This is a genomic window from Streptomyces sp. NPDC059989 (assembly GCF_042736975.1).
GTDB lineage: Bacteria > Actinomycetota > Actinomycetes > Streptomycetales > Streptomycetaceae > Streptomyces.
Window position 1 is genome coordinate 40116 of the sequence record NZ_JBHWUO010000018.1, and the last position, 21020, is coordinate 61135.

Annotated in this window: 25 protein-coding genes; 11 read left to right on the plus strand and 14 right to left on the minus strand. The window is 70.0% G+C overall.

Features of this window, described 5'->3' with window-relative positions:
• Nucleotides 1–33: 33 nt before the first annotated feature.
• From ACFWBN_RS18065 to ACFWBN_RS18080, 4 genes are read left to right on the plus strand one after another with little or no spacing between them, the layout of a single operon-like run.
• The gene (locus ACFWBN_RS18065) at nt 34–411 is read left to right on the plus strand and encodes an SseB family protein (protein ID WP_385177905.1); all 378 of its coding nucleotides are present in this window, start codon (nt 34–36) and stop codon (nt 409–411) included.
• The gene (locus ACFWBN_RS18070) at nt 408–1055 is read left to right on the plus strand and encodes a hypothetical protein (protein WP_385177687.1); all 648 of its coding nucleotides are present in this window, start codon (nt 408–410) and stop codon (nt 1053–1055) included. The genes ACFWBN_RS18065 and ACFWBN_RS18070 overlap by 4 nt, the downstream gene beginning before the upstream one ends.
• Entirely contained in the window at nt 1055–5647 is a 4593-nt protein-coding gene (locus ACFWBN_RS18075) for a putative T7SS-secreted protein (protein ID WP_385177689.1), read from the plus strand. The genes ACFWBN_RS18070 and ACFWBN_RS18075 overlap by 1 nt, the downstream gene beginning before the upstream one ends.
• The gene (locus ACFWBN_RS18080) at nt 5634–6071 is read left to right on the plus strand and encodes a hypothetical protein (protein WP_385177691.1); all 438 of its coding nucleotides are present in this window, start codon (nt 5634–5636) and stop codon (nt 6069–6071) included. The genes ACFWBN_RS18075 and ACFWBN_RS18080 overlap by 14 nt, the downstream gene beginning before the upstream one ends.
• Here ACFWBN_RS18080 and ACFWBN_RS18085 read toward each other — a convergent pair.
• A complete protein-coding gene (locus ACFWBN_RS18085) occupies nt 6061–6477 on the minus strand; it encodes a DUF1348 family protein (RefSeq protein ID WP_385177693.1) in 417 nt (138 codons plus the stop codon). The two genes, ACFWBN_RS18080 and ACFWBN_RS18085, sit on opposite strands and share 11 nt — an antisense overlap.
• Before the next feature lie 101 nt (nt 6478–6578).
• Here ACFWBN_RS18085 and ACFWBN_RS18090 point away from each other — a divergent pair, with 101 nt between their 5' ends.
• The 4 genes from ACFWBN_RS18090 to ACFWBN_RS18105 all read left to right on the plus strand — a co-directional run bounded on the left by ACFWBN_RS18090 (nt 6579) and on the right by ACFWBN_RS18105 (nt 8900).
• Complete coding sequence (locus ACFWBN_RS18090; protein WP_385177695.1) at nt 6579–7127, plus strand: TetR/AcrR family transcriptional regulator; 549 nt, start codon at nt 6579–6581, stop codon at nt 7125–7127.
• A 120-nt stretch (nt 7128–7247) separates the two neighbouring features.
• Nucleotides 7248–7910, plus strand: a complete 663-nt coding sequence (locus tag ACFWBN_RS18095; RefSeq protein WP_385177697.1) for a hypothetical protein — start codon at nt 7248–7250, stop codon at nt 7908–7910.
• Between the two features lie 116 nt (nt 7911–8026).
• Entirely contained in the window at nt 8027–8500 is a 474-nt protein-coding gene (locus ACFWBN_RS18100; protein WP_385177699.1) for a carboxymuconolactone decarboxylase family protein, read from the plus strand.
• Between the two features lie 118 nt (nt 8501–8618).
• Nucleotides 8619–8900, plus strand: coding sequence for a hypothetical protein (locus ACFWBN_RS18105; protein ID WP_385177701.1), 282 nt, complete (start codon nt 8619–8621; stop codon nt 8898–8900).
• A gap of 13 nt (nt 8901–8913) precedes the next feature.
• Here ACFWBN_RS18105 and ACFWBN_RS18110 read toward each other — a convergent pair whose 3' ends face one another.
• Nucleotides 8914–9411, minus strand: a complete 498-nt coding sequence (locus ACFWBN_RS18110; protein WP_385177703.1) for an ATP-binding protein — start codon at nt 9409–9411, stop codon at nt 8914–8916.
• A 258-nt stretch (nt 9412–9669) separates the two neighbouring features.
• Between ACFWBN_RS18110 and ACFWBN_RS18115 the strand changes: the two genes are divergently transcribed.
• From ACFWBN_RS18115 to ACFWBN_RS18125, 3 genes are read left to right on the plus strand one after another with little or no spacing between them, the layout of a single operon-like run.
• Complete coding sequence (locus tag ACFWBN_RS18115; protein WP_385177705.1) at nt 9670–10521, plus strand: helix-turn-helix domain-containing protein; 852 nt, start codon at nt 9670–9672, stop codon at nt 10519–10521.
• A 10-nt stretch (nt 10522–10531) separates the two neighbouring features.
• Nucleotides 10532–10729 (plus strand): hypothetical protein, encoded by a 198-nt coding sequence (locus ACFWBN_RS18120; RefSeq protein WP_385177707.1) that lies wholly within the window; start codon nt 10532–10534, stop codon nt 10727–10729.
• 42 nt (nt 10730–10771) lie between these two features.
• Nucleotides 10772–11320 (plus strand): GNAT family N-acetyltransferase, encoded by a 549-nt coding sequence (locus tag ACFWBN_RS18125; protein WP_385177709.1) that lies wholly within the window; start codon nt 10772–10774, stop codon nt 11318–11320.
• Here the strand turns inward: ACFWBN_RS18125 and ACFWBN_RS18130 are convergent, their stop codons facing one another.
• The 12 genes from ACFWBN_RS18130 to ACFWBN_RS18185 all read right to left on the minus strand — a co-directional run bounded on the left by ACFWBN_RS18130 (nt 11321) and on the right by ACFWBN_RS18185 (nt 21012).
• The gene (locus tag ACFWBN_RS18130; RefSeq protein WP_385177711.1) at nt 11321–11953 is read right to left on the minus strand and encodes an OmpA family protein; all 633 of its coding nucleotides are present in this window, start codon (nt 11951–11953) and stop codon (nt 11321–11323) included.
• A 4-nt stretch (nt 11954–11957) separates the two neighbouring features.
• Nucleotides 11958–12542 (minus strand): hypothetical protein, encoded by a 585-nt coding sequence (locus ACFWBN_RS18135; RefSeq protein WP_385177713.1) that lies wholly within the window; start codon nt 12540–12542, stop codon nt 11958–11960.
• 30 nt (nt 12543–12572) lie between these two features.
• Nucleotides 12573–13229, minus strand: coding sequence for a pilus assembly protein TadG-related protein (locus ACFWBN_RS18140; RefSeq protein ID WP_385177715.1), 657 nt, complete (start codon nt 13227–13229; stop codon nt 12573–12575).
• Nucleotides 13229–13426 carry a hypothetical protein gene (locus tag ACFWBN_RS18145; protein WP_385177717.1) on the minus strand — a complete coding sequence of 66 codons (198 nt, stop codon included), beginning with the start codon at nt 13424–13426 and terminating at the stop codon, nt 13229–13231. Before ACFWBN_RS18145 ends, ACFWBN_RS18140 begins: the two co-directional genes overlap by 1 nt.
• A gap of 110 nt (nt 13427–13536) precedes the next feature.
• Entirely contained in the window at nt 13537–14229 is a 693-nt protein-coding gene (locus ACFWBN_RS18150) for a response regulator (protein ID WP_385177719.1), read from the minus strand.
• A complete protein-coding gene (locus ACFWBN_RS18155) occupies nt 14229–15350 on the minus strand; it encodes a sensor histidine kinase (RefSeq protein ID WP_385177721.1) in 1122 nt (373 codons plus the stop codon). The genes ACFWBN_RS18150 and ACFWBN_RS18155 overlap by 1 nt, the downstream gene beginning before the upstream one ends.
• Nucleotides 15351–15738: 388 nt before the next feature.
• A complete protein-coding gene (locus ACFWBN_RS18160; protein WP_385177907.1) occupies nt 15739–16629 on the minus strand; it encodes a DUF5936 domain-containing protein in 891 nt (296 codons plus the stop codon).
• Nucleotides 16630–16642: 13 nt separating this feature from the next.
• Nucleotides 16643–17581 (minus strand): type II secretion system F family protein, encoded by a 939-nt coding sequence (locus tag ACFWBN_RS18165; protein ID WP_385177723.1) that lies wholly within the window; start codon nt 17579–17581, stop codon nt 16643–16645.
• A complete protein-coding gene (locus ACFWBN_RS18170; protein ID WP_385177726.1) occupies nt 17578–18993 on the minus strand; it encodes a CpaF family protein in 1416 nt (471 codons plus the stop codon). Before ACFWBN_RS18170 ends, ACFWBN_RS18165 begins: the two co-directional genes overlap by 4 nt.
• Before the next feature lie 2 nt (nt 18994–18995).
• A complete protein-coding gene (locus ACFWBN_RS18175) occupies nt 18996–19364 on the minus strand; it encodes a TadE/TadG family type IV pilus assembly protein (RefSeq protein ID WP_385177728.1) in 369 nt (122 codons plus the stop codon).
• Between the two features lies 1 nt (nt 19365).
• On the minus strand, nt 19366–19692 hold the full coding sequence (locus ACFWBN_RS18180; protein WP_385177730.1) for a TadE family protein: 327 nt from the start codon (nt 19690–19692) through the stop codon (nt 19366–19368).
• 51 nt (nt 19693–19743) lie between these two features.
• A complete protein-coding gene (locus ACFWBN_RS18185; RefSeq protein ID WP_385177732.1) occupies nt 19744–21012 on the minus strand; it encodes a CpaE family protein in 1269 nt (422 codons plus the stop codon).
• Between the last annotated feature and the right edge of the window lie 8 nt (nt 21013–21020).

Here is a 21020-nt window from a genome sequence, read left to right on the forward strand (position 1 = left end):
CCCGCGGGGCAGCCGTTCGACGCATCCGGCGCCATCGGCCCGGGTGACGCGTTGGCGACTGCGAGACATCGATTTGCCCGCCTACTGGGCGAATTCCGGCGTACGGCGGTGCTCGTGCCGTTCGACGCGTACGGAAGCCTGTGGACGTCCGACTGGAGCGGCGTGCGCTGGATCTGCGCGTTCTCCGACGAGGAGGCGCTGGCCCGGTTCGCCCGTACTCAGGGAGACGCCGAGCGGGAGTGGACCTACCGCACGATTCTCGGTGCGCGGCTGCTGGACGTCATGGTTCCGATGCTGCCGGGCCCCGCTGGTGTGGCGCTGGACGCGGGCAGTGCTGACGGCATGGTTTTCCCGCCGGTCGAGGGCGTCGTGCCCGACGCGGCGGTAGTGGATCTCGGGGGGAAGCAGTGAGCGGGAACAATGCGGACCTGGAAGCGCCGGCATGGGCCATGGTCGAGATCGCGCGGGGCATCAACAAGGCGCACGCCGAACTGAAGGAACTCGGCACGTTCAGTGAGGCGTCCGTCGGACGCGGTTTCTCCGGCCTCGCCCTGACGGGCATGGAGCTAGGGCACGGCGGCCTGACTGCCGAGTTCGAGATGTTCTGCAACCGGTGGGGGTGGGGCGTTCGGGCGCTCACGCTGCGCGGTAACGCCTTCGCGCAGGGCGTGGGTCTGTCGGCTGGCTCGTTCTCCGAGCAGGACCTATACATCAAGGACTCGTTCAAGATCGGCGTGAACTCCCTCGACGGCAACCCGCACCTGTCGGAGGACGAGGTCAAGGAGATGGACTGGAGCACGGTCCGCGACCAGCACATGTGGGACAACGCCGACTGGAGCGGCAAGTCGTTCTCCGAGGCGCACGCCGAGGTCAAGCAGACCTGGAAGGACACGGGTTACGACGTCATGGATGCGCAGCTGGACTCCATGGAGCGCTCCGGCTTCATCGACCCGGCTGTCCGGGACCGGATGGACGAACAGCTGAAGGAGGACCTCGATCCCTCCCAGGACACGATCGAGCAGGCTGAAGAGCCGCGTTGGGGGGAGAACCTCTGATGGTGGACTGGGGTGGGCTGGCCGACAGGTTCGTCGACAAGGTCGACAGCGGGATCGACAAGGGCAAGCAGCTGGTCGGGGAGGGCGTCGACTGGACCACCGACAGGGTCGGCGAGGTCCTGGAGACGGTCGGCGCGGACGACTGGGCGGACGCGGTCGAGGACTGGGGCGACGAGACCGCCTCCTCCCTCGGGGCCGAGGTGGGGGAGCAACAGCTCGGGCAGACCGAGGAGGCCGATGAGCTGATCCACGGGAACCCGGAAAAGATCGCCACCACGGTGAAGCACCTCCAGGACTTCCAGAAGGCGTTCGACCTGGTCGGCAGCGGCATGAAGAAACTCGATGCGGCCAACTGGAAGGGCCAGGCCGCCGACGCCTTCCGCGAGAAGTTCCAGACCCTGCCGACGGACTGGATGAGGGCGGCGGACGCGTGCGAGGACGCCGCCAAGGCCCTGGAGGCGTACTCCAAGGCGATCACCACGGCCCAGGGGAAGGCCAGGGAGGCCATCGCTCTGTACAAGGAGGGTGACGGCGACTCCAGGAAGGCCGCGGAGGCCCACAACACGAAGGTCAAGGCCTACAACGCCGCCCGCACCAGCGACCATCCGCTGCCCGACCCCGGCGACTTCGATGACCCGGGCAAGTCCAAGCGTGCCCGCGCCCGGGAGATCCTGGCAGACGCCCGGCGGGCGCGCAACGAGTCGGCCGAGACCGCGAAGAGCGCCGTCACGGCGGCGATGGCCTTCGCGCCGAAGGAGCCCGCCGGCCGCGAAAGGCTCATGAACGAGTTCGTCGACCAGAACCTGATGATGGGCGTGCAGGGCCTGCACCTGGCCGGCGGCATCATCAAGGGAGGCGCCGGACTGGTCAACTTCGTCCGCTCGGTCAACCCCCTTGACCCCTACAATCTGACTCACCCGGCAGAGTGGTACAAGGGCATCAACACCACGCTCGCCGGGCTGGCCTCCACCGCCGCCAACCCCGACCGCGCGCTGAAGAACGCCTGGGAAGCCGCCAAGGGCGACCCTGCAGAGTTCATCGGACGCCTCATCCCGGAGATCATCGGAAGCAAGGGCACCGGCCTCCTGCGCGGCGGCCTGCGCGCTGGCATACGCACGCCCCGCCACCTGCCCGATGGGGAGAAGCCGTCCCGTTCGCGTGGCGACCACGAGCGGAACCCGGATGGCAACGGGCAGCGGTGCAGCGACACGGTATGCAAGAAGGACCCGATCGACATCGCGACGGGCCGCATGCTCCTGCCCCAGACCGACATCGCCCTTCCGGGCTCCCTACCCCTGACGTTCCGACGGACGTTCGATTCCTCCCGCCGGTCCGGTCGCTGGTTCGGCCCGGCGTGGTCGTCCACCGTCGACCAACGCCTGGACATCGACTCCGAGGGAGTCGTCTTCAGTTGTGACGAGGGCAGCCTCCTCGCCTACCCCCACCCCGCAGCCGGTGTTCCGGTCATGCCCACCCACGGACGGCAATGGCCCCTCGACCGGGTCGACGACGGCTACACGGTCACCGACCCCGATACGGGCAGGGTCTGGCACTTCGCCGACCTCAGTTCCGAGCTCGCGCTCCTGACGCAGATCGACGATCGCAACGGCCGCTGGATCGTCTTCGAGTACGACGAGTCCGGCGCACCGACATCGATCATCCACCACGGCCGCTACCGGCTCGACCTCACGACCGCCGAGGGCAGGGTCACCGCCCTCCGTCTGGCCGGCGCGGCCCCCGACGGCACCGACCTGGCCATCCAGCACTACGGATACGCCGACGGACACCTCAACGAGGTCTGCGATGCCACCGGCCGCTCGCTGCGCTTCGGCTGCGACGAGCACGGCCGCATCACCTCGTGGACCGACACCAACGGCTGTCGCTTCGACTACGCGTACGACGCCCAGGACCGCTGCACGTACCAGTCGGGCGGAAACGGCCACCTCGAAACCCGTTTCACCTGGGACGACACCGACCCCGCCACCGGGCTTCGCGTAACTTCGCTCACCGACGGCATGGGCAACACCGAGCGCCACCTCGTCAACGACCACTCCCAGGTTGTCGCCGAGATCGACGCCCTGGGAGCGGTAACCCGCTTCACGTACGATCGGCGCCACCGCCTGCTTTCACGCACCGATCCGCTGGGCCACGTCAGCCGCTACACCTACGACGAGCACGGCCGGCTGACCACGGCGGAACGACCGGACGGACGCCTCTCGCGTGCCGAGTACAACGAGCTCGGCCTTCCCGTACGCATCATCGGTACGGACGGCAACGCCACCCGCCAGACCTACGACGCGCGCGGCAACCGCACGTCCCTCACCGATCCGTCGGGGGTGACGACCCACTTCGGATACGACGGGGCCGGCCACCTCGTCACGATCACGGACGCCCTCGGCCAGCGCACGAACGTGCGGCGCGACAAGGCCGGGCTCCCCGTCACCGTCACCGATCCACTGGGCGCGACCACGCGTTACGAACGCGACGCCTTCGGCCGCCCGATCGCGATAACCGACGCGCTGGGAGCGGTCGTCCGCCTGGGATGGAGCGCGGAAGGCAAGCTCGCGCACCGCATGGAAGCCGACGGAGCCGTGGAGTCGTGGGTGTACGACGGCGAGGGCAACTGCGTCGGCCATACGGACGCGATGGGAGGCGCAACGGCCTACGAGCACACGGACTTCGACCTCGTGACCGCGCGCACCGGGCCGGACGGCGTGCGCTACGAGTTCCGCCACGACACCAACCTCAGGCTCACCCAGGTCACCGACCCGCAGGGGCTGACGTGGGAGTACACCTACGACCCGGTGGGCCGGCTCACCTCTGAGAAGGACTTCGACGGTCGCATCATCGTCTACTCCTACGACGCCGCTGGCCGTCTCGTCACCCGGACGACCGGGCTCGGCCAGCGCGTCCGGTACGAGTACAACGAGCTCGGCCAGATCATCCGCAAGGATGCTGCGGGGGCGGTCACCACCTTCGAGTACGACATCTTCGATTCACTGGCCGAGGCTGCGGCCCCCGATGCCACCGTGACGCAGTTGCGCGACCGCTTCGGGCGCCTCGTGTCCGAGACGGTGAACGACCGCACGCTCGCCTTCACCCATGACGCGCTGGGCCGTCGAACCGGCAGGACGACCCCCAGCGGGGCGCTCAGCACCTGGGCGTACGACGCGGCCGGCCGGCGGACGGAACTCACCACGTCCGGGCGCACCCTCACGTTCGATCACGACGCCGTGGGCCGCGAGCTGGCTCGCCACATCGGCGAGACCGTCACCCTCCGACACGAGTTCGACGCCAGAGGACGTCTCACCGATCAGCAGGTCAGCGGCCGGGACGGTCTGCTGCAACGCCGCGGGTACACCTACCGCTCGGACGGCCACCTCCTCGCCGTGGACGACCACCTCTCGGGCAGCCGCAGCTTCGACCTCGATGCGGCAGGGCGCGTCACCGCGGTGCACGCGGCGAACTGGACCGAGCGCTACGCCTACGACGAGGCGGGAAACCAGACCGAGGCCTCCTGGCCCCGGGTCCACCCCGCCCAGGAGGCCACCGGTAGCCGCTCCTACGTCGGCACTCGCATCACGCGGGCAGGAAACGTGCGTTACGAGCACGATGCACAGGGACGGGTCGTGGTGCGCCGGAAGACCCGGCTGTCACGCAAGCCCGACACCTGGCGTTACGCGTGGGACGCCGAGGACAGGCTCGTCCGGGTGACTACACCGGACGGTGCGGTATGGCGCTACCTGTACGACGCGCTGGGCCGCCGCATCGCCAAGCAGCGCTTCGCCGTCGGCGGCCGGGCCGTTCTGGAACAGGTGACGTTCACCTGGGACTCCGCCGTCCTGTGCGAGCAGACGACCGAGTCGGAACACCTGCCGCATGCCGTGACCCTCACCTGGGACCACCGCGGCCTGCGGCCGCTGGCCCAGACGGAACGCATCCTTCCGGCCGATGCCCGGCAGAGCGCCATCGACGAGCGCTTCTTCGCGATCGTCACCGATCTCGTCGGCGCGCCGAGCGAGCTCATCGACGAGTCGGGCGCCCTGGCGTGGCGCGCCCGCAGCACGCTGTGGGGGACGACGACCTGGGCGGCATCGAGCAAGACCTACACCCCCCTGCGCTTCCCCGGCCAGTACTTCGATCCGGAGACCGGCCTCCACTACAACTTCCACCGCCACTACGACCCGGAAGCCTGCCGCTATCTCAGCATCGACCCGCTCGGCCTGGGTCCGGCACCCAATCCCACCGCCTATGTCCACAACCCGCTGACCTGGGCCGACCCGCTGGGGCTTTCTCCCTGTCCCCAAGTCGACCCCATATCTCAGAACATCGCGGATCATTCACGAAAGCGCGCCCAGGATCCGGCCGGATTCGAGCACTATGTGAAGGACGTCAGCCCGAACGCACTGGAATACTACGTGGACGGCGTCATCAACGGAGATGTTCCCACCGTGCTGCAGCCGAGATTCCTGGAACGGGGCCGCGTAGCGTATTGGGACACCGACAAGAATGTCGTGGTCATCGAGGACGGCAACGGGGGTACTGTCTTCACGCCAAAGGAAGGGAAGACCTATTACGATGAACTGGAATGACGACGTTCCCAGCGCGGTGATGACCGCACAGCAGTTCAAGACCGCTTTCCAGGTAACGAAGGAACTTCACAGCGTCCCCGAAGAGCAGTTTTCCGCAGCGGGAATCCCATCGGGCTACCCCGTCGAGATCCTAGGGCTCGCGCGCGATATCCGGAGAGCCCTCGCCACCGGCGGGGTAGAGGTTCATTTCACCTCCCGGGATCCTTCAGGCAGTCGGACCCTTCACATCTCGGAGCTACCGGAAGTCCACGGATCCGGCGGGACGTCCAGGGAATTCCCGTCGGAAACCGCACAGCACTGGAAGGCCTTGATCGACGTAACGGCGGAATGTCTGGGCACGGACGAACTGAGGTTCAGGACGGGCTATAGCAAGGAGGAGGTCGACTCCGCCTCCTCCTTGCTCGGCGGCCTGTTCACCGATTGAACAGGCGGCGTTCCGATTCCTCGATCGGGACGTCGTTGATGCTGGCCTCGCGGCGCCGCATCAGGCCGTCGTCGGCGAACTCCCACTGCTCGTTGCCGTGGCTGCGCCACCACTGGCCGGCGGCGTCGTGCCACTCGTACTCGAAGCGGACCGAGATGCGGTTGCCGGTGTACGCCCAGAGTTCCTTGCGGAGCCGGTAGTCCAGCTCGCGCTCCCACTTGTCGGCGAGGAACGCGCGGATCTCGGCGCGGACGGTGAGGAAGCGGTCGCGGTTCCGCCAGGCCGAGTCCTCGGTGTACGCGAGGGCCACGCGCTCGGGATCGCGGCTGTTCCAGGCGTCCTCGGCGGCCTGCACCTTGGCGCGGGCGGACTCCTCGGTGAAGGGCGGCAGGGGCGGACGGGTCATGGGGGTTCCTTCCGAGCGGCGGAGTCGATCGAGAACGGTCGTTCTCCACGCTACGAGAACGATCGTTCTCAGCGCAAGCGAAAACCGGCTACCCTGCCGCCATGGACGACGAAGAGGCACGCACCCGGCTGCTCGACGCCGCGGAGGAGCTGTTCTACCGGCACGGCATCCAGGCCGTCGGCATGGACCGCATCCGCGCGGCCTCGGGGGTCCCACTCAAGCGCCTGTACCGGCTCTTCCCGGCGAAGGAGTCGCTGCTCACGGCCTACCTGGAGCGCCGCGACCGCCGCTGGCTGGGCTCCCTGCGCACGGCCGCCCTCGCCCCGGCGGACCCCGCCGCCCGCGTCCTGGCGGCGTTCGACTGGCTCGCGGACTGGTTCGCCGAGCCCGACTTCCGGGGCTGCGCGTTCCTCAACACGTACGGCGAACTCGGCGCGGCCGCCCCGGAGATCGTCCGCACCCACAAGACGCAACTCCGCGCCCTGCTGGCCGACCTGACCCCCGACCGGCCGCCGACCCTCGCCGACCAGCTCCTGATGCTCGTCGAGGGCGCGACGGCGGTGGCCTCCCTCAACCCGGGCTCGGACCCGGCCCACCGGGCGCGCGAGGTCGCGGAGCTGCTGCTCGACGCCTCACGGCCGACCGGCTGACCGGCTGACCGGCTGGGGCGATCGGGTGAAGCGGTCAGGCACCCCGTGATCCGGCCGCGCGCGGGGCGTTGCCGTAGCGCCAGGCAGCCCGCGTGAACACCCGACAGGGAGCAACTCACCATGTCCATGCAAACGTTGAGGCGACGGGCATCGGCCCTCGCGGCCGTCCTCGGACTGGGCGTCGTCCTGCCGTTCACCATCGGGGCCACCCCGGCATCCGCCCAGCCCCGCATCAGCGTCACGAAGACCCACGAGGGGAATTTCACCCGTGGCGGGCAGGGGATCTACCACATCACGGTCCGGAACACCGGCAACGAGCCGACCCTCGGTTTGGTGCGCATCACGGACCTCTACCCGCAGGGACTCACCGAGGCGCAGCTCAACGTGCAAGCCAACGACGTCATCCCGACCCCGGGCCAGGGCTGCACGAGCAGCGAGACGGGGATCCTCTGCGACTGGCGACTCGACACCATCAGCACCGTAACGATCGACGTCACCCTCGATGTCGCTCCTGACGCCCCCTGCGGCGTCGCCACCAACACGGTCACCGCCAGCGAGCTCGAGGATGGAATCCTGACGTCGGCGAGTGACGCCGTCACCATCACCGGCAGCGGCTGCCCCAGCGGCGACGGAGGAGGAGGCGGCGGCGGCGGCGGGTCGATCCTCCCCATCAATCTCAGCGGGGTCGTCACGCTGTTCAACAACATCAGCACGAACAACAACATCCTCAGCCCCGAGGGCAAGAACACGACCAACCAGAACCTCGGGATCAACGCGCCGTAGCCGAAGGCGCCCCACCGTGACGCGGGTCAGGCCGATCCGCGTCGGCGTCCTGTCACATTCGCCCGGGCCCATGCGTCAGTGCTGTGTAACCGTCGACACGGCAAGGAGAAACCACCATGGAAGCCCGCCTCAACTACTACGCCAACCCCGTCGCCGCCAAGTTCGCCAAGTACATCAACTCCGCGGGCAAGGCCGTCACCGACTCGACCCTCCCGGCCGCCACGCAGGAGCTGGTGAAGATCCGGGCCAGCCAGATCAACGGCTGCGGCTTCTGCACGGACATGCACACCAAAGACGCCACCCACGCCGGGGAGACCGCGGTGCGCCTGAACCTGGTCGCGGTGTGGCGCGAGGCCAAGGTGTTCACCGAGGCCGAGCGTGCGGCCCTGGAGCTGACGGAGCAGGGCACGCGCATAGCCGACGCGGCCGGCGGTGTCTCGGACGAGGCTTGGGCGAACGCGGCCAAGCACTTCGACGAGGAGCAGCTGGCCGCCCTGGTGTCCCTCATCGCCCTGATCAACGCCTACAACCGCATGAACGTGATCATCCAGCAGCCGGCCGGCGACTACCAGCCGGGCCAGTTCGGCTGACGCGCCGTTCCGGCAGACGGCGTAGGGCGGGCCGCCACGGCTCGCCCGGGCCCGTCCGCGGTCGTAGCGTCGCAGGTGGAACCCCCTCCCCCATGGCGCACGGAAACGAGGAACCGAGATGGCCGTTCTGGTCTACAACCGGGGCGCGGACTGGACCCAGGAGATCTACCAGGCGGTCCACGACCGGGTGCTCCCGGACCCCGGGAACCCGCCCGCCGGGCTGCTCGCCCATGTCGCGGCGCCCAGCGAGAGGGGCGGCTGGCAGGTCGTCGACGTATGGGAGTCGGAAGCCGACTACCGGCGCTTCGTGGAGGAGAAGGTCGTTCCCGCCGCGCAGGAGGTTGGCGCGCCGCCGTTCGACACGAAGGTGGTCGAGACCTTCTACCACCTGATCCCGTAGCCGGGCCGGCCGGTCATCCGCCGAGGTAGCCGGCGGCCCCGCGCCGGGGCAGGCTGGCCCAGGTTCGGGTACCGCCGCCCGGCTCTCGGGACTCCCCGAAGCCCCAGGCCCCGCCGCACTCCCGGACCACCGCGGACGCCAGCCGCAGCGCCGCCCGCCGCCGGGCCTCGCAGTGGGCGGCGAGTCGGGGGCGCGCGTGGGCGGCGTGGCCGTCGTAGACGGTCAGCCGGAGTGCGTCGTCCCGGTAGCGGACGGACAGGTACAGGCTCCGCCCCGGGTCCAAATGCCAGGCCGCCGCGACCAGTTCCCCGGTGACCTGGGTGGCGGCGGGCGCGAGCGGGTCGAGCCGGTACGCGTGCAGGACGGACCGTACGGCGGCCCGCGCGATCTGGGCGCTGAGCGGTTCGCCGGGCATGGTGAGGCTGCACGTGAGCGTGTCGAGCGCGGGCGGCTCGTTCCCGACGGTCGCGGGCGGCGACGAGGGGCAGGCGGTGAAGGGGTGGGTGGACATCGCGGACTCCCTGAGGTCGAAGGTGACTACGGCGAGTTCGGCGCGCACGGATGGCTGACGCGGGCGGGGAGCGTGGCTCGTCGCCGAGGCCCGAGGCATGCTGCGGCGATGCACTTCAACTCCCCTACGTGAGCGGTGCGTTACCTACCGTAGCGTGCCGGTGCACATTTTTACACCTCGCGGGAAATATCCCGGCTCGGTGGCCACGGCGGTGCCCCGCGGGGCAGACTGCGAAGGCATAGCCCGAGGGAGGATGACGTGGGGGCCAGAACATCGCCGACCGAGCGGCAGCGCCGACTGGGCACGGAACTGAAGCGGATGCGACTGGCGGCGGACGTCCCCGCGGAGACGGCGGCCGGGCTGCTCAGGGTCGACCGGTCCCGCCTCTCGCAGATCGAGCAGGGCTACCGCGCCATCAGCGTCGACCGGCTGCGCACCCTGGCCTGCAATTGCGACTGCGCCGACGAGGCGTACATCGACGCCCTCGTCGCGATGGCTGAGCCCAGCCAACGGGCCTGGTGGGACCGTTATCGGGGCTGCCTGCCTGCCCAACTGCTCGACATCGCCGAGCTGGAGGCCCATTCGCCACACCTGCGCACCGCCCTCGCGGTGCACATCCCCGGGCTACTCCAGACCTTCGACCACGCCCTCGCCATTTTCGGGGTTGCCGTGCCACAACTGCCGGAGCACGAGCTCGCGCTCCGGCTGGAGTTCCGACTGGAACGCCAGCAGGTACTCGAAGGGGCCGACCCAGTCCGGTACACCGGCATCGTGCACGAAGCTGCCCTGCGGATGCAGTTCGGCGGACCGCAGGTGGCGAAGGCGCAACTGGAACACCTGCTGCGCAAGTCCGAGCAAGACAACATCACCCTGCTCGCCATCCCGTTCAGCGCGGGCGCCTTCCCAGGCTCTGGACAGACGCTGACCTACGCCGAGGGACCGGTCCCCCAGTTGGACACCGTCCAGGTCGACAGCACGCATGGGCCCGAATACGTGCACGCTGAGGCACAGTTGAGCAAGTACCGGGCACACCTGGACTGGATGGAGAAGATCACGCTGTCCCCGAAGGGCACGCGGGACCTCATCCGCTCCATCGCGCAGGGACTTTAGGGGAGCAGCCATGCCGGACATCACCTGGGAAGAGCCGTACTGCGCAGAAGGAAGCGCCTGCTACCGAATCGGGGTGGACGGGGGCGGGAACAGCTACATCGCCATCGCCGGCCGGGAGGACACGTACCTCACCGACACCACGGACGCCCTGCGCCAACTGATCCGGGACATCAAGGCGGGCAAGGCCGACCACCTCCTGGCCGACTAAACGCGGTGGACAGCCCTGCGGCGTTGGGCGAGCATCTCCGCGATGAACAACGAACCTCACCCCACCCCCAAGCGCATCCGCTTCGTCGAGCTCAACGCAAAGGCCCTGCGGGCGCTCGCCGACGGCGACCTCGCCGGCGGCAGCGCCGAGGCCGGGGTCACCCTTGACGAACACTTCGTCTGCGACCGGGCCCGCTCGATCTTCGAGTACCGCGCCAACCAGCTCGCCGAAGACCCGTCCGCCGCACCCTGGACCACGCGGGCCGCGGTGTCCGAGCCGGACGGGATCGTCGTCGGGGACGCCGGGTTCCACGGGCCGCCGGACGAGGCCGGCATGGTCGAGGTCGGCTTCTCCGTCGTGCCCGCGTACCGCCGCCAGGGCTATGCCCGCGCCATGCTGAGGGCACTGCTCGTCAGGGCCGCCGCCGAACCCGGTGTCAGGACCGTCCGGGCCCGCATCAGGTCCGACAACAGCGCCTCCCTGGCCACCATCGCGGGCTTCGGTTTCACGCGCGTCGGCGAGCAGGGGAACGAGCGCGACGGAATCGCGTTCGTCTTCGAGGTCCCGGCAGACGCGATCCAGACCGCGTAGCTAGCCGCCCGCGCCGCGCGGGAAGGTGATCTCGACGCGGCGGTTCTTCTTGCGGCCCTCCTCCGTGGTGTTGTCGGCGATCGGGTAGTCCTCGCTGTAGCCGCGGACGTCGAACACGACGCTGGGGTTGGTGACCGTCTTGGCCAGCTCCGCCTGCACGGCGTCGGCCCGCTTCTTCGACAGCTCCTTGCCGTGCTCGTAGCTGCCCTGGTCGTCGGTGAACCCGAAGACCCGGATACGGGTCGCCTTCGCCTGGTTGATCTCGTTGGCGATGGCCTGGATCCGGGCCGCCGCCTGCGCGTTGAACACGGCACTGTCCTCGGGGAACAGCACCTCGGACTGGAGCGCCATCATGACGGTCTGGTTGGTCTCCTGGCGACGCTCCTCGCCCCCGATGTCTTCGACGACCTCGACCATGTCAAGGACCTTCGGCGGGGCGAGCGTGCCGCCCTGCGGGAGCTTGAGCCGTGGGGAGTCGGGCTTTACGGGTGTGGGGGCCGAGGCGGACGGCTCCGTGCCCGGTGGTACGGAGGGCTCATCGGCGTGGGCGCTGGTCGCGCCTATGAAGTGGACGCCGGCGATCACGAGACCGACGACGGCCGAGGCAGCGGTGGTGCGATGGCGTGTGGTCATGGGGTCACCCGGAGATTTTGATGGGGGCCGCGGCAAAGGTCGGCAGGCCGAAGACGACCTCGGTCGTGGTGGCGGGTGGTGCGGGGAACTGCGCGAAGAACGGGATGCTCTCCCCGCTCTTGACGATACTCAGTCCAGTCGTGCAGGCACACCTGCCCTCGGTGTCCCGCAGCACGAGGTATCGCTTCTTGCCGACAGCGTCAACCAGGGTGGCGCCCGCAACCGATGCAGGGCTGGCGTTCTTCTCATCGCCACGCAAGGCGGCAATCTGCGTGAACGGCGCGGTACCGGCGTTCTTGATCTGGCCGCTGACAGTGACGTATCCGTCTTGGTCACGCACGGCTGAATTGATCTCCAGTACGACCCCGGCCGGCCCCTGGCTCGTCGCGATCACCTCAACCGGGGCAGCGCTACTGCCCGTCGCCGGCGCGGACTTCTGGGGCGTGCTCCCCTGGCTCTGTGGAGTCGAGGACTTCGCCGCCTCCTTCGGCTTCTCATCGCCGCCGCATCCGGCCAACGTGAGGGCCAAGACCGCCGCAACCGCAACGGCCGCTCCCCCGCGGACCTTCACCTTCTGCCGAATGCTCATGTACGCCGTTTCCTTGTCTCTAGTTCTCTGTCAGTCGGTCAGTCGCACGATGAAGAGCTGCCTCGCCAGCTTGGTCAACGGGTCCGAACTCGCAGGGTTCCACGTGACCACGGCACCACCCTTGCATCGGAAGACGAAGCTGGCGGGCGGTCCCGGGGTACCTCCGCTTGGCGAAGGCGTCGGGCTTGCCGTCGGGCTTGGTGTCGGGGTGGGCGTCGGCGTTGGCCCGGCTTTCAAAGTGCAGCGAGGTTCGATCACGGCCTTCGCCGTAGCGTTGCCCTTCACGCTCTCACTGCCCGGGATCACCGACTTTCCGACCGCATCGTTGGTGGTGGCCGTGACCGTGAACTCCGGGATGTTCGCCTCGCAGGTCGCAGAGGCGTCGTTCAGCTCCGCGAAGGCAAGGGCCTTCCCGCACCCCCCCTGCGCACCCAGACGATCACCGTCGAGAATCTCCTCCCAATCGCCCTCCGTGAGAGCGAGGAGATCCATGCCCCGGAAGGCGTTGTCCCTTACTTCACGGGCAGCCGCCAGCGCCGCCGCATCGGCGGCTCCCTGCGCCTCGCTGCGGGTAGCACCGGCCATGCCCACAACGACGAAGGCGAAAGCGGCAAAGAGCAGGCCCGTCACCACCACGATGTAGATGGGGAAGGCCTGCCCTCTGTCGTGCGATGGCGCCTCGGCCATCAGTTGGCCGTGATCTCGCCCAAGGCAGCCGTGATGGCGTTCGCGATGGTGTTGGCGAGCCCCGACCCCACGATCGCCCCAATGATCAAGACGATGATCACGATGATCCCCAGGTACTCGAAGACCGTCTGACCCTTGTCCCCGCCTCGCCGGTTCTGCCGTTCGACGATCGCCTTGAGCAGCTTGGGCTTCTGCATGGTGGTCCCCTCCAGGGCCGGCGCCGTAGTCGATTCGCGGACGGTACGACCGAACACCAGCAGTTGCAAAGGGTCCCGGGACCCAATTACGGACCCACTGCGCACTCCGTCTACCCATGACCGGTCACCCCTGGACGGGTGGTTCCCAGCCAACGCGCTATCGCCTCGCTCCGCGTCGCGCTCTGGAGCTTGGCGAAGATGCGGTTGATGTGGTTCTTGACCGTCTTCTCACTGATGAAGCAGGTGGCCGCGATCTGCTGGTTGCTCATCCCGGTCGCGATGAGATCCATGACCTCCTCCTCACGCGAACTCAGCCCGAATTCAATGCGGTTGGGACGGTAGCGCTCTGAAGACTGTGCCACAGTTCGTTGCGGATGCGAAGAGGCCCGGAGTTCCGCGAGCAAGGCGCTCGCCGCCGTCGGGCTGAAATGTGCCCGTCCCGCACGTACGTCACGAACGGCCGCCAGGAGATGGTCTGGCGTGAATTCGCCGTGGACCAGGTAGCCGCCCGCGCCCAGCAGCAGGGCCTCGCGCACGATCTCCGATTCCTGGCTGTACGTCAGCATCAGGACGGGAGCCAGCTGTACGAGGTGCGGCAGCGCCGAGATGCCGTCCACGCCCGGCATGCGGACGTCCAGCAGGATCACGTCGGGGCTGTGGAGCCGCGTCAGGTGGAGGGCCTCGCCGCCGTCCGACGCGCAGGCGGCCACCTCTATGTCGGGGGTGGTGGTCAGGAGGGCCGCCAGGCCCGCCCGGACGACCGGGTTGTCGTCGGCGATCAGGACGCGGAGCGGCGGCGCCATCAGCGGGCCCCTTCCGCGAGGGCCGCCAGGGGGAGGGTCAGACGGACCCGGGTGCCGGTGGCGCCGTCGGCGCGCGGGCCGATGTGGAGGGTGGCGCCGATCGCGGCGGCGCGTTCCCTCATGCCGAGGAGGCCGAAGTGGCCGGCGCCGGGAGGGTCCGCGGGTGGGCCGCAGCCGTCGTCTTCGACCGTCATGTGGAGGTGAGTGGCGTCGACCTTTGTCTCCACCGTGATGTGTGCGCCGGCCCCCGCATGCCGGTGGGCGTTTTCCAGGGCTTCCGAGGCCACCGCGAGGAGGTGGTGCGCCAGTGGGGTGGGCAGCGGGGGCAGGGGGCCTGACACTCGTAGCTCGGCGGAGCCGGACGAGGGCGAGGACGAGGCGATCCGGGCGCGGAGTTCCGCGGCCAGGGAGACGCCCGGCGCGTCCGGGGCCAGGTCTCGGCGGAGGTCCGTCAGGAGCTCGCGGGATTCCGTCGCCGCGCGGCGGGCCGCGCCCGCGATCAGGTCGGCGTTGCGGCGGATCGCCTCCGGGTCGGTGGTGCGGGACAGGGCGTCGGCCGCCAGCGCCAGGCCGTGCAGGGTCTTGGACACCGAGTCGTGCATCTCGCGGGCCAGGTGGTCGCGTTCCGCCCGTACCGCCTCGGCCACCGCCAGCCGGGCCCTGGCCGCGCCGAAGCGGAGCAGGAGGTCCCGCAGGCAGGATCCGGCCGCGCCCGCCAGCAGGCAGAGCAGGGCCAGCATCAGGCTGGTCGCGGTGGCGGCGCCGGCACCCGTCGCGGCGGACACCGTGCCGAGCGCCGCCACGGCGCAGGCCTGCACGGCCGCGTAGACCGCCGAGCCGCGCCACCCGTAGACCAGGCCGGCGAGCAGTGGCGTGCAGACGGCGACGAAGCCGAGCGGGGAGGCGGGGGTGGCCGTGATCAGGAGCAGGCCGCTGACCGTCATGTCCACTGCCAGGATCCAGCGGTGGCGCAGCAGTAGCGGCCCGAAGCGGGGCCAGTCGCGGACTGGTACGTACGAGAACATGAAGGTGAGGACGATGGCGCCGGCGACGAGGTACGTCGGGAAGCCGGGGGCTGTGCGGGCGAGGGCCAGGGGGGTGCCGAGGGCGATCATCGCCATCCGGAAGATGCAGACCTGGCGGCACAGGGCCTGTAAGGCGTTCGCCTGCAGCCGGAGTGTTGCGGAGGCGCCCTGCGGGCTGCGCCCTGGCTCTGCCCGGACCCGCGCCTCAAACGCCGGCGAGGCTGATTGCGCCCCGTCTGAGTGCCCCAGTGCGGGTACAGGACTGGGGCTCCGCCCCAAACCCCGCGCCTCAAACGCCGGCGAGGCTGATTGTGCCCCGTCTGAGTCCGCAGGTGCGGCTACAAGACCGGGGCTCCGCCCCGAACCCCGCGCCTCAAACGCCGGCGGGGCTGGGTTTGGCTCGCCTGAGTGCCCCCGCGCGGGTGCAAGACCAGGGGAAGGGGAGCCCAGCCAGGCCGTGCCCCCCGCAGTGGTGGCGGCCATGTCACCCGCCCCCGAGCATCGCGCCGAAGTCGACGTTCGCGCCGTACACGAACCCGCCGATCAGCAGGATCATCGTGCCCGGCAGCATGAACATCGTGACGGCCAGCGTCGCCCTCGGGACGGCGCGGGCGGCGCGGCGGCGGGCGTTCTGGGCGTCCGTGCGGCGCATGTCCTCGGCGATCGCGATCAGCGTCTCGACGATGGGCGAGCCGAGTTCCTCGCCCTGCTGGAGCGCGGTGACGAACTGCGCGACCTGTTCGCTGTCGTTGCGCCGCCGCAGTTCGTCGAAGGCCTGGCGGCGGCTGACTCCCATCGCCATCTGCTGGAGGGTGATGCGGATCTCGTCGGACCAGGGGCCCTGGTACTTGTCCGCCACTCGTTCCAGCGCCGGGCGGAAGCCCAGCCCGGCGCTCACCACGACCGCCAGCACGTCGAGGAAGTCCGGCAGGGTCCGCTCGATGTGGTCGCGGCGGATCCGGATGGCCGACCACAGACCGACCTCGATCCAGAAGAAGCCGAAGGCGACCATCAGGAGGGCCAGGACCAGTTGGCCGTTGAGCAGCATCGAGAAGGCGCCCAGCCCGCCCAGGGCTGCGTAGACGGCGCGGCGCGCCGCGTAGCGGTCGATGGTCAGGCCGGACGGGTTGCCGGCGGTGTCGATCTGGCGGCGCTTGCGGGCCACCCGGTCGGGGCCCATGAGGCGCAGTATCAGCGGGGCGTAGCGGATGCCCGCGCGGTCGACGAGCGAGCCGACGACGGTGGTGCGGGTGGCGCCGACCTCCAGGGCCAGCGCCAGGTCGGTCGGGAGTTTGACCTCGGCGCGGTAGAGGCGGATGCCGTGGAAGGCGCCGAGGACCGAGAGGGCCACGGCCAGGGCAAGGAGCAGAGCGATCATCCCCGCCTCCTCATACGTCGATCTTGGACAGGCGGCGGATGAAGACGAAGCCGAGCGCGAAGAGGCCGAGGGCCACCAGGACGGCGGTCTGGCCGATGACGGAGCCGGTCATACGGTCCAGGGCGCCCGGCATCATCGTGTCGACGAGGAGGAGGGAGCCGACGCCCATGACCGGCACCAGGTAGGCCGTTACCGTCACCTGGGACAGCTGGGTGCGGATCTCGCGGCGGGTTTCCTTGCGTTGTTCGAGGGTGACGGTGAGGTTGCGCAGGCTGCCTACGATCGCGCCGCCCGCGCGGGAGGACAGCACGAGGGTGGTGACCAGTACGACCAGTTCCCGCGAGGGGAGCCGTTCGGCGATCTCGCCCAGCGCCTCCTCGATGGAGTGCCCGACGGCGAGCCGGTCCGCGACGCGGGCCAGCTCCTCCCCCGCGGGCGCCTCCAGCTCCTCCGCCGCCATGCCGATGGCCGTACGGAGGGCCAGCCCGGCCTGGGTGGCGTTGGCGAGGATGCGGGCGAGGTCGGGGAGCTGGTTGATGAACCGCTCGGTGCGCCGGGCCCGCTGCCAGTTGAGGAAGGCGTTCGCCGCCCACAGGCCGAGGAGGCCGGCGACCGGGCCGAAGAAGGGCGCCAGGAAGGAGGCGGCGATCAGCCATATCCCGGCGACGGCCGCCAGCATGTAGACGAAGAACTCGCCGACGGTCAGGTCCAGGCCGGTCACGGCGAGCTTGATCTCGATGCGGCGGCCCAGGGTGGTCTTGCGCAGGCGCCGGTCGATCTCCCGGAAGCGGCGCACCCGGCCCGGGGGTTCGGGGACTCCGCTCGCCGAGAGGCGTTCGATGAGGGCGGCGCGCTGGGCGCGGCCGGCCACGTACGCCTGGAGGCCGACGACCACGAACACGCAGGCCAGCAGGGTGGCGCCGAGGGTGAGGAGGATCAATGGGTTCACAGGGCGGTCCGGGTGATGCGGGCGGCGAGGGGGTCGGAGGGCAGGGGGCCGGCGGGGAGGGGCCCGGTGAGGGGGTCGGTGAGGGGGTCGGTGGTCAGGGAGCCGTCCGGCGGGGCGACACCGAAGGCCTGCGGGATCGGCTGGTTGTTCATGTAGAGGCGCTCGGCGATGGTGCGCGGCAGCGGGTAGTAGGCGAAGTAGCCGTGGACCCGGCCGTCCCCGCCCATGGGCTGCGCGACGAAGCGGCAGACCGTCGTGATGCGGAAGGGCTCGCGGCCGTGCGATTCGAGGACGGAGATCTCCGTGATGCGGCGCGAGCCGTCGCCGAAGCGGGTGAGCTGGACGATGACGTTGACGGCGCTGTTGATCTGGTCCTGGAGCGCCTCGAAGGGGATCTCGACCTCCGACATGGAGGCGAGGGTCTGCAGGCGCATCAGGGCGTCCGAGGAGCTGTTGGCGTGGACGGTGGCGAGGGAGCCGTCGTGGCCGGTGGACATCGCCTGGAGCATGTCGAGGGTCTCCCCGCCGCGGACCTCGCCGACGATGATGCGGTCGGGGCGCATGCGCAGGGAGTTGCGTACGAGGTCGCGGATGGTGATCTGGCCCTTGCCCTCGACGTTCGCGGGGCGGGATTCGAGGCGGATGACGTGCGCCTGCTGGAGCTGGAGTTCGGCGGAGTCCTCGATGGTGATGATGCGCTCGCCCTCCGGGATCAGGCCGGAGAGGGCGTTGAGGAGGGTGGTCTTGCCGGTGCCGGTGGCGCCGGAGACGATCAGGTTCATCTTCGCGGCGACCAGCCCGGACAGCAGCAGGAGCATCTGCTCGTCCAGTGAGCCGAGGGTGATCATCTCGTGCAGGGTGAAGGCGCGCGGGAAGCGGCGGATGGTGAGCGTGGCGCCGGTCAGGGAGAGCGGCGGGATGATGACGTTGACGCGCTCGCCGCTGGGCAGGCGGGCGTCGACCATCGGATTGGCCTCGTCCACGCGGCGGTTGACGGTGGAGACGATGCGCTCGATGGTCTGCATCAGCTGCTCGTGCGAGGCGAAGCGCAGCGGGAGCTGCTCCACGCGGCCGGCCCGCTCGACGAAGATCTGGTCGGGGCCGTTGACCATGATCTCGGAGATGGAGGCGTCTTCGAGGAGCGGTTCGAGGACGCCGAGGCCGAGGGCCTCGTCGACGACGCGGCGGATCAGCTGGGCGCGCTCGACGGTGGACAGGACGGGGCCCTCGCGGCTGATGATGTGGCCTAGTACGCGCTCAAGGCGGGCCCGGCGCTCGGCGGGCGCGAGCGCGGACATCTCGGCGAGGTCGATCTCCTCCAGCAGCTTGGCGCGGTAGGAGGAGACGAGGCGGCCGTCCTCGCGGGGGCCGTGGGGGTCGTCCGGGGTGTTGACCCGGGAACGCAGGCTCATGGTCAGGGTCCCTTCGGGTCGGGGTCGTCGTTGGGCATGGTGGCGCTGCGCGTGACGGTCCTGTCGTCCACGCCGGGCACGATGGATTTGATCGGAATGGTGACGGTCGCCGTGATCGCGTCCCCGGGCGTGATCTGTATCTGCGTGGCCGCGCGCAGGCTCTCCTTGATCGCGAGCTTGCCCGCCTCGGCCCCCTCCCCCGGCTTGCGGGCCTCTACGCGCGCCGCCGTACGAGCGGCGGTCTGCGCCTGCTGCACGACGTACGCCGCCCAGCCCAGCTGGATCCCGCAGAGCGCGACGAGGAGCAGGATGGGGATGAAGCCGACGTACTCCAGGACCGCCTGGCCCCGGTCCTTCCGCTGCCGGTCCATGTCACTCCGTCTCCTTCGAGGAGCCGCCGTTGCCTTCGATGGGGACGCCGATGTCGAGGCCCGGGAAGAGGATGGGGAGGTTGAGGCGGACCGTGGCCTTGTAGACCTCGCCGTCCAGGCCGCACAGCGGCTCCTGCATGTTCCAGGCGCCGACGTGCTTCTTCGCAGCCGTCACGCACGCCGCCTGCCCGCTCACCGCTCCCACCCGCGCCGCCTCGTCCGCCGCGTTCCCGGCCAGGGAGAAGGCGTAGCCGATCAGTACGCACTCCCACACCGCCGCCACGAGCAGCAGGATCAGCGGGACCGTGCCGACGAACTCGATGGCCACCTGACCCCGGTCCCGGTCCCGATCCCGCTTCCGGCCGACGCGGCGCATCCGTCAGCCCTCCCGGCCGCGCCGCAGCCGGGCCACCGGGCCCGGAGCGCGCACTGCGAGGGCCGCGCCCGCGCCCGCCGGCGCCGCGTCCTCCGCGGCGGCGAGGAGGCCGAGTTCGCCGGCGAGGGTCCACAGGGCCTGCTTGACCGTCGAGCGGTTGTCCAGGTCCTGGACCCGGCCCGCGTCGACCACCCCCTGGAGCTCCTTGAAGGCCGCCGGGACCGGGGTCCGGGTGGCGCGGGTCTTGGTGATCTTCTCGATCAGGGCGGGCTGTATCTCGGTGTGCTTGCTCCAGCGGTTGACGACCATCGCGGTGTCCTCCGCCTTGCGCACCTGGAGCCGCTCCCACATCCGGACCATCCGCTTCGCGGCCCGCACCGCGACCACGTCGGGCGTCGTGACCAGCACCGCCACGTCCGCCATCTCCACGGTGGCGGCGGTCGCGCCCGTCACCTGGGTCCCGCAGTCGACGACGACGATCTCGTAGCGGCTGCGCAGGGCGCCGACGATGTGCCGGGCGGCCCGGTCGTCGACCTCCTCGCCCCGCTCGCCGTCCGCCGGGGCCAGCAGCAGCGCCAGCCCGGTGCGGTCCTCGTACACCGCGTCCTGCAGGACCCGCGGGGAGATGTCCTGGATCCCGGCGAGGTCGGCGATCGAGCGCCGGAACTGCACGTCGAGGTACGAGCCCACGTCGCCCGCCTGGAGGTCCATGTCGACCAGCGCGGTACGCCGTCCCGAGGCGGCCGCGGCCAGCGCGAACTGGACGGCGGTGAAGGTGGTGCCCACGCCGCCCTTGGCCCCGGTGACGGTGACCACCCGGCCGCCGGGCCCGGTGAAGACGTCGGCCGCCGCGCCCCGCCCGAGGTGCCGGCGTACGCCCACGGACCACTGGGCGGCGGCCTGCACCCGCGCGGCGAGCTCCTCGTAGGAGAGCGGCAGGCCGATCAGGCCGCGCGCGCCGGAGTCCATCGCGGCGGAGAAGAGCGCGGGGCCGGCGTCCGAGGAGACGAGGACGACGCCCACGGCCGGGAAGCGCAGGGCGACCTCGCGGATGAGCTCCAGGGCCGGCACCGGGCCGATCCGCTCGTGGACGAGGACGACCTCGGGGAGCTCGTCGATCGACTCCGCGGCCAGCCGGGCCAGGGTGTCCAGCAAGGACGTGGAGTCGGGGACCGGGGCGGCCGGTTCGACGGACGGGAGCTGGCCGATGAGGGTCGCGATGTGGCGTGCGGCGTCCGGGTCGCCGGCCGCGGGGAGGATTCGGGTGGTCATCCGGGCGG

Excerpts from the sequence above, each read along its gene's own strand:
- ACFWBN_RS18090 (WP_385177695.1), top strand. The coding sequence starts at position 6,579 with ATGGACGACGAAGAGGCACGCACCCGGCTGCTCGACGCCGCGGAGGAG.
- ACFWBN_RS18120 (WP_385177707.1), top strand. The coding sequence starts at position 10,532 with ATGCCGGACATCACCTGGGAAGAGCCGTACTGCGCAGAAGGAAGCGCC.
- ACFWBN_RS18170 (WP_385177726.1), bottom strand. The coding sequence starts at position 18,993 with ATGAGCCTGCGTTCCCGGGTCAACACCCCGGACGACCCCCACGGCCCC.
- ACFWBN_RS18140 (WP_385177715.1), bottom strand. The coding sequence starts at position 13,229 with ATGGCCGAGGCGCCATCGCACGACAGAGGGCAGGCCTTCCCCATCTAC.
- ACFWBN_RS18125 (WP_385177709.1), top strand. The coding sequence starts at position 10,772 with ATGAACAACGAACCTCACCCCACCCCCAAGCGCATCCGCTTCGTCGAG.
- ACFWBN_RS18145 (WP_385177717.1), bottom strand. The coding sequence starts at position 13,426 with ATGCAGAAGCCCAAGCTGCTCAAGGCGATCGTCGAACGGCAGAACCGG.
- ACFWBN_RS18075 (WP_385177689.1), top strand. The coding sequence starts at position 1,055 with ATGGTGGACTGGGGTGGGCTGGCCGACAGGTTCGTCGACAAGGTCGAC.
- ACFWBN_RS18085 (WP_385177693.1), bottom strand. The coding sequence starts at position 6,477 with ATGACCCGTCCGCCCCTGCCGCCCTTCACCGAGGAGTCCGCCCGCGCC.
- ACFWBN_RS18135 (WP_385177713.1), bottom strand. The coding sequence starts at position 12,542 with ATGAGCATTCGGCAGAAGGTGAAGGTCCGCGGGGGAGCGGCCGTTGCG.
- ACFWBN_RS18130 (WP_385177711.1), bottom strand. The coding sequence starts at position 11,953 with ATGACCACACGCCATCGCACCACCGCTGCCTCGGCCGTCGTCGGTCTC.
- ACFWBN_RS18175 (WP_385177728.1), bottom strand. The coding sequence starts at position 19,364 with ATGGACCGGCAGCGGAAGGACCGGGGCCAGGCGGTCCTGGAGTACGTC.
- ACFWBN_RS18150 (WP_385177719.1), bottom strand. The coding sequence starts at position 14,229 with ATGGCGCCGCCGCTCCGCGTCCTGATCGCCGACGACAACCCGGTCGTC.
- ACFWBN_RS18105 (WP_385177701.1), top strand. The coding sequence starts at position 8,619 with ATGGCCGTTCTGGTCTACAACCGGGGCGCGGACTGGACCCAGGAGATC.
- ACFWBN_RS18155 (WP_385177721.1), bottom strand. The coding sequence starts at position 15,350 with ATGGCGATGATCGCCCTCGGCACCCCCCTGGCCCTCGCCCGCACAGCC.
- ACFWBN_RS18100 (WP_385177699.1), top strand. The coding sequence starts at position 8,027 with ATGGAAGCCCGCCTCAACTACTACGCCAACCCCGTCGCCGCCAAGTTC.
- ACFWBN_RS18110 (WP_385177703.1), bottom strand. The coding sequence starts at position 9,411 with ATGTCCACCCACCCCTTCACCGCCTGCCCCTCGTCGCCGCCCGCGACC.
- ACFWBN_RS18095 (WP_385177697.1), top strand. The coding sequence starts at position 7,248 with ATGTCCATGCAAACGTTGAGGCGACGGGCATCGGCCCTCGCGGCCGTC.
- ACFWBN_RS18185 (WP_385177732.1), bottom strand. The coding sequence starts at position 21,012 with ATGACCACCCGAATCCTCCCCGCGGCCGGCGACCCGGACGCCGCACGC.
- ACFWBN_RS18080 (WP_385177691.1), top strand. The coding sequence starts at position 5,634 with ATGAACTGGAATGACGACGTTCCCAGCGCGGTGATGACCGCACAGCAG.